This window comes from Acinetobacter sp. UBA3025 (assembly GCF_002367915.1).
Lineage (GTDB): Bacteria > Pseudomonadota > Gammaproteobacteria > Pseudomonadales > Moraxellaceae > Acinetobacter.
Genome location: NZ_DFDO01000107.1, coordinates 1 through 4,855 on the forward strand (window position 1 = coordinate 1; position 4,855 = coordinate 4,855).

At 45.6% G+C, this 4,855-nt stretch carries 7 protein-coding genes and 1 pseudogene; 4 read left to right on the top strand and 4 right to left on the bottom strand.

Annotated features, from left to right (window positions below; translation table 11 throughout):
- A pseudogene (locus B4J23_RS04520) lies at positions 1 to 141 on the top strand (threonine transporter RhtB); the annotation flags it as partial.
- Positions 142 to 180: 39 nt separating this feature from the next.
- Here B4J23_RS04520 and B4J23_RS04525 read toward each other — a convergent pair.
- The 4 genes from B4J23_RS04525 to B4J23_RS04540 are packed head-to-tail and all read right to left on the bottom strand — an operon-like array spanning position 181 to position 2,720.
- Entirely contained in the window at positions 181 to 651 is a 471-nt protein-coding gene (locus tag B4J23_RS04525) for a DUF523 domain-containing protein (RefSeq protein WP_291358906.1), read from the bottom strand.
- Positions 652 to 654: 3 nt separating this feature from the next.
- Positions 655 to 1,455 (bottom strand): zinc ABC transporter permease subunit ZnuB, encoded by an 801-nt coding sequence (gene znuB, locus B4J23_RS04530; protein WP_180015070.1) that lies wholly within the window; start codon positions 1,453 to 1,455, stop codon positions 655 to 657.
- A 3-nt stretch (positions 1,456 to 1,458) separates the two neighbouring features.
- Positions 1,459 to 2,241, bottom strand: a complete 783-nt coding sequence (gene znuC, locus B4J23_RS04535) for a zinc ABC transporter ATP-binding protein ZnuC (RefSeq protein WP_291358909.1) — start codon at positions 2,239 to 2,241, stop codon at positions 1,459 to 1,461.
- Positions 2,223 to 2,720 carry a transcriptional repressor gene (locus tag B4J23_RS04540; RefSeq protein ID WP_005233384.1) on the bottom strand — a complete coding sequence of 166 codons (498 nt, stop codon included), beginning with the start codon at positions 2,718 to 2,720 and terminating at the stop codon, positions 2,223 to 2,225. The genes znuC and B4J23_RS04540 overlap by 19 nt, the downstream gene beginning before the upstream one ends.
- A 145-nt stretch (positions 2,721 to 2,865) precedes the next feature.
- On the opposite strand from B4J23_RS04540, the gene B4J23_RS04545 reads away from it, so the two are divergent.
- The 3 genes from B4J23_RS04545 to B4J23_RS04555 all read left to right on the top strand — a co-directional run.
- Entirely contained in the window at positions 2,866 to 3,705 is an 840-nt protein-coding gene (locus tag B4J23_RS04545) for a metal ABC transporter solute-binding protein, Zn/Mn family (RefSeq protein WP_200229247.1), read from the top strand.
- A gap of 170 nt (positions 3,706 to 3,875) precedes the next feature.
- The gene (locus B4J23_RS04550) at positions 3,876 to 4,274 is read left to right on the top strand and encodes an ATP synthase subunit I (protein WP_166139355.1); all 399 of its coding nucleotides are present in this window, start codon (positions 3,876 to 3,878) and stop codon (positions 4,272 to 4,274) included.
- A 104-nt stretch (positions 4,275 to 4,378) separates the two neighbouring features.
- Positions 4,379 to 4,855, top strand: a 477-nt coding sequence (locus B4J23_RS04555) for a FoF1 ATP synthase subunit A (protein ID WP_291358914.1), incomplete at its 3' end; no start/stop codon positions are given.

Genomic DNA, 4,855 nt, shown 5'->3' on the forward strand with positions numbered 1-4,855 from the left:
ATTGTGATGGCAGGTTATACCGGTCTGGCTGCCAAGGTTTTGCGCCTTCTGAAATCGCCAAAACAGCAGAAAGTCATGAATCGAACTTTTGCCAGCTTGTTCGCTGGAGCTGCGTTTTTATTGAGTCTAGTGCATCAGTAGGAGAACCTCTTCTTACAGGAGAGGGAATTCAACGATCTCTTAAAGAATCATCTGTAAAAATTCATCTTCAGTCATGACCTTAATATCATGCTGTTTAAGTAATGCAGCCGTCACACCATTACCCTGAATTTTATTTCCAGTAAATGAGCCGTCATAAATCAGCTTGCTGCCGCAAGATGGACTATTGGCTTTTAAGACTGCATGGGTGACTTGAAATTTCTGTGCTAGTTCCAAGGCAGCATAAGCTCCCTGTAAAAAAGCAGTAGATACATCTCTTCCTTGAATATCTGTTACTTGAGCTAAACCTTTAAGAACTTCTAATCCTGTCCCGCCTTGAATCTCTGCTGCGGGTCGGGGGATAGACAAACCACCACTGACTTCAGGGCAAATCGTGACATATTGATCCGGCAATAGAGAATCGACCAATTCTTTTACCAAACAGTCGCGACCATCATAACGAACCTTGTGTCCGAGTAAGCAGGCACTGATCAGATAAAATTTGCCTGCCATGTCTTAAGCCAGTTTTTTAAACTTCTGCAGGATAAAAATAGCGGCAAACAACACTGACATGGTCAGCACAATGGTCAGACCTGTTGACGTATTTAGACCTGCACTTGACCAGAGTCCGACTGTCACACCAATTTGTGCAATCACAAAAGCCCACATCACCATTTGACGAGGGGAATTTGCCAGTAGGCGAGCGGTGAGTGCTGGAATCACTAGTAAGGCACCCATCAAAAGAGAACCGACCGCACGTAATGCCAATACAGTAAACAGCGCCAGTAACAACATGAAGATCAGACGCTGCAGTTTTGCATTTACGCCTTCACTGATCGCCATATCAGGATCAATTGCAATTTGGATTTGCGCCTGCCAGCTTTTGTAAAGAACGGCCAAAGCCAAGATAATCACGACGGCAAAAGTAGGAAGATCTGTCCATGAAATGGTGAGTAGATCACCAAATAAATAGCTAAGCAGTTCCGGTCTTAAACTCGGTAAATGCTGAATGAATAATAAACCTGAACAGAGCAGGGTTGCTGAACAGAGTGCCAATAATGCATCATTCGGCAAACGCGGGTCATACAGTACCCATAGTACAGCGACCAATAAGACTGCGATAAAGCTGACCCCCATCCAAAGCGGCAGGCTCATCGCACCAGCAATGGCAACGCCAAGCAAAGTGCCATGTGCCATCGTATCTGCAAAGAAAGACATACGACGCCACAGCATCAGACAGCCGAGTGGTGCGGTCAGGAACACCAAGAGTGTTCCCATAATCCATGCAGGTAATAGGAGAGATAACCAATCCATCATGGCTTAAGCTTCCGGCTCGGGGTGAATGTGGGGACGTGAATCGTGCTGACAAGGTGTCGCGGAGTCACCATGGGCACAGTGGTCATGATGATGCTGGTAGAACACCCGGTTGGTACCAAAAATGGCCTGATATTCTGGATGCTGCTGCACGCTTTCTGGCAAGCCGCTACAACAGATATGTTTGTTGAGACATACCACGCGATGCGTGCCTTGCATTACCCATTGCAGGTCATGTGAGACCATTAAAATGGCACAGCCATATTTTTCTGGCAGGCTACGCACATATTCATACAGTTCAGCCTCAGACTGAATATCTAGACCCTGCATCGGTTCATCCAGTACCAGAATATCCGGCTGACGTAATAAGGCACGTGCTAGCAGAACACGTTGACGTTCACCGCCGGAAAGCTGTTGTACTTTAGAATTTTCTAGTTTGGCAATACCGGTATCCCGAATGATTTCAGCTTTAATAGTTGAAGGGCATTTTTCTAGTGCCAGCAGATCTTTAACCCGTAGCGGTAAACTATGTGACGGATTGAATTTTTGTGGCACATAAGAGAATTTCAGCTTGCGCGCCGTTTTGATTTCACCGGATTTTGGTTTGACGATTCCAAGCATGACCTTTATTAAGGTCGACTTACCGGCACCGTTCGGACCAATCAGCGTAACAATCTCTTTCTCCTGCAAAGAGAAATCAATCGCCTTTAAAATGTCACGATCATCAATATTGACCCAGATCTTGGAAAGCTGGATCAAGGGTGATGCATTCAAGCTTTGTTGCGACACTGCTGACAGATTCCTGAAATTTCGATAATGCTGTGGTGTGCACTAAAATCGTCTGAAGCCGCCAAGGCATCCAGTTGTTCTAATAAACCTTGTGCAGATGCTTCTTTGACTGCTTTACATTCAGTACAAATCAAGAATGCCGCCTGATGGCCTTCACGGGGATGGCAGCAGGGAATATAGGCATTAATAGAGGTCAGGCGGTGAATAAAGCCTTTTTCTAATAAAAAGTCGAGTGTACGGTACACCGTTGGTGGGGCAGCGGGACGGTCGCTGGCATTTTTCATTTGTGCCAGCAGGTCATACGCACCCATCGGGCCGCTTGCATTCAGAATCAGTTCCAGTACCTCTTTGCGTAAAGGAGTGAGGCGTGCGCCACTTGCCGCACAAAGACTCTCTGCTTCGGCCAGACGTTGCGCGACATTTGGATGGTCGTGTACGCCGTGCAATGCATTGTGGTGTTCGTGCGAACATGAACCCATAGTTCACCTCAGGTGCGAAACTGAAAATTAAAAGATTTCAAATCTTAACATGAAGCGCCCAGAGTTTCGATTGGGCATAGGTATTTTTGTGATTTTGTTATATTATAACACTATTAAATTTGTCCTTATATAGTGATTTCTCTTCATGTTCCGTTTCCTTGCCCTGTGTAGTCTGGCTTTGTTCAGTACCCTTAGCTGGTCGCAAAGTTTGGTGGTTTCAACGCAGCCGATTTATCTGATTGCCAAGACCATTACTCAAGGCGTGGAACAGCCGACTTTATTATTGGCCAATCAAAGCGGTCATGATGTCAGCCTCACCCCGGCACACCGTAAAACGATTCAGGATGCCGGCCTGGTGATCTGGTTGGGGCAGGCACATGAAGCACCGTTGGCAAAAGTGTTGAACAATAACAATAAAAGTATCGCGATTTTAGATTCGGGTATTCTGACCACTTTGCCAATGCGTAATCCACGTGGGCAAGCCTTAAAAGATACCGTCGATACCCATGTCTGGCTCGATCCCAACAATGCAGTACGTATCGGTTTCTTTATTGCAGCCTTACGTTCTCAGCAGCTGCCTGAGCATCGGGAGGCCTATTGGAAAAATGCGCGTGACTTTGCCCAAACCATGTTTTTGACTGCACAGCGTTATAGTTCTACAAGTAAAGCTCAACCTTATTGGTCCTACCATGATGCCTATCAATATCTGGAACGCCCATTGAACCTGAAGTTCATGGGGGCTTTGACTGATGATCCGCATGTCTCACCAACCGTGGCGCAGATCAAGTATCTGCAAGACAGTCGTGTGCAGAGCAAAATGTGTCTGCTGGCAGAAGCACATGCTGGTGAAAATCAGTACCGTAAACTGAAACCGATTGTATTCCAGAGTGTCGATGAAAGCATGAGTGGGGCAGGGGACTTTATCCAGGCCTGGCAGAAATTGGCCGAGCAAACCCGTAAATGTGTGTTAAATGCCCATCAATGATTTAAAAATAATCAAGTTTTGATTAGTTTGCCAGCATTTGATCTGTTGAAAAAAACACGACTAAGGTCGGGAAAAGATTGCATGTTCAGGGGTGTAACTCTATAATGCCTGCGATTAAAAATAATCATCAGCTAAACTTGTCAAGCATGCTTGCTGTGAGTGAATAAATAATGAGCCGAACTAGTCGCTTGATTGACCGACGATTAGCGAAAGCTTTAGTCCTCTTACAAGCATTAATGATTCCTGTTTCAGCCTTGATTGGCTGGGTCGTGAAAGACTCAACCGTAGCCTTGAGTGCCGCTTTGGGGGCGTTCGTCTGCTGGCTTGCGAGTTGTTATTTTTCATGGCAATCATTTCGAGCGGCAGGAGCCCGAGCATCTAAGCAGGTTCTTTCGAACATGTATAAAGGCCTGATGGGCAAGTTTGCAATTGTGATTGTTGGTTTCATTTTAATTTTAAGCAATGTCAAGCCGTTATCCCCGGTTGCGTTGTTTTGTGGTTTTATGCTCGTTCAAGCCATGTCGTGGGTTGCTCCTTTTTGGGTGTCACGTCTACAAAAACGAGTTTAAACACAACAAAAAATTGAAAAGTTTTTTTAGGAGCAGGCGAGATATCAAGCAGCACGCGATATTCGTTTGTTCTATAGTTTTTTGACATTGACCAGGTGTGATTTATGGCTGCTGAAGAACATGCCCTTACTTCGACCGAGTATATCAAGCATCACTTGACCAATATGACCTATGGCAAAATGCCAGACGGTACATGGAAATTGGCCGAGAACGGTGCTGAAGCTCAACAGATGGGGTTCACTGCTATTCACTTGGATTCAATGGGTTGGTCAATTGGCCTTGGTATCATTTTCTGCTTGTTATTCTGGCTCGTAGCGAAAGCTGCAAACTCTGGTGTTCCTACCAAGTTCCAGTCTGCAATCGAAATGATTATCGAGTTTGTTGACTCAAGTGTACGCGATACCTTCCATGGTAAATCGCGTTTGATCGCTCCACTAGCGCTAACCATCTTCGTGTGGATTTTCCTCATGAACTTGATGGACCTTATCCCGGTTGACTGGATTCCTTATGTCGCTCAACACGTGATTGGTGGCCTGTTTGGTATTGATCCACACCACGTATACTTCAAGATCGTTCCATCT

What these genes read in the sequence shown, in the direction of transcription:
- B4J23_RS04525 (WP_291358906.1), bottom strand. Translation starts at nt 651, where the DNA reads ATGGCAGGCAAATTTTATCTGATCAGTGCCTGCTTACTCGGACACAAG.
- B4J23_RS04540 (WP_005233384.1), bottom strand. Translation starts at nt 2,720, where the DNA reads ATGGGTTCATGTTCGCACGAACACCACAATGCATTGCACGGCGTACAC.
- B4J23_RS04545 (WP_200229247.1), top strand. Translation starts at nt 2,866, where the DNA reads ATGTTCCGTTTCCTTGCCCTGTGTAGTCTGGCTTTGTTCAGTACCCTT.
- znuB (WP_180015070.1), bottom strand. Translation starts at nt 1,455, where the DNA reads ATGATGGATTGGTTATCTCTCCTATTACCTGCATGGATTATGGGAACA.
- B4J23_RS04550 (WP_166139355.1), top strand. Translation starts at nt 3,876, where the DNA reads ATGAGCCGAACTAGTCGCTTGATTGACCGACGATTAGCGAAAGCTTTA.